This is a genomic window from Rhizobium sp. 05L419, assembly GCF_056397845.1.
Map to the genome: position 1 here is coordinate 1 of NZ_JBFTOF010000099.1, position 383 is coordinate 383.

1 protein-coding gene is annotated in these 383 nt (G+C 62.9%); it reads left to right on the forward strand.

Features of this window, described 5'->3' with window-relative positions; translation table 11 throughout:
* Positions 1-332 (forward strand): LysR substrate-binding domain-containing protein (locus AC1DMK_RS31165; RefSeq protein ID WP_477864060.1); only part of this gene is annotated, 332 nt, incomplete at its 5' end.
* Between the last annotated feature and the right edge of the window lie 51 nt (positions 333-383).

Consider the following 383-nt stretch of genomic DNA (forward strand, 5'->3'; position numbering starts at 1 on the left):
GCGGCGAGCCGCTGCCGCTGGTGGCATTCGATGCGCCGTGTGTCATGCGATCGCGCGCCATCGAGGCGCTGGATAAGGCAGGTATTCCGTGGCGGGTAGTGTTCACCAGCCACAGTCTTAGCGGGATCTGGGCGGCATTACAGGCCGGGCTGGGCATCACCCTGCGCACCCGCGCAGGGTTACCGGAGACGCTGGTGATTGAATCACACCGGCTGCCAATGCCCGGCTATCTGGGTATCGCGCTCGCCCGCTCCGATCAGGGTGACGATCCGGCGCGAGCACTCTTGCAGCATCTGATCACGCAAGCCGCCCTGCCCTTTATTCAGCGCTGACTGCTGTCTGAAATGCCCGCTGAACCAGAGACGAACAGTATTCTGCTGAGA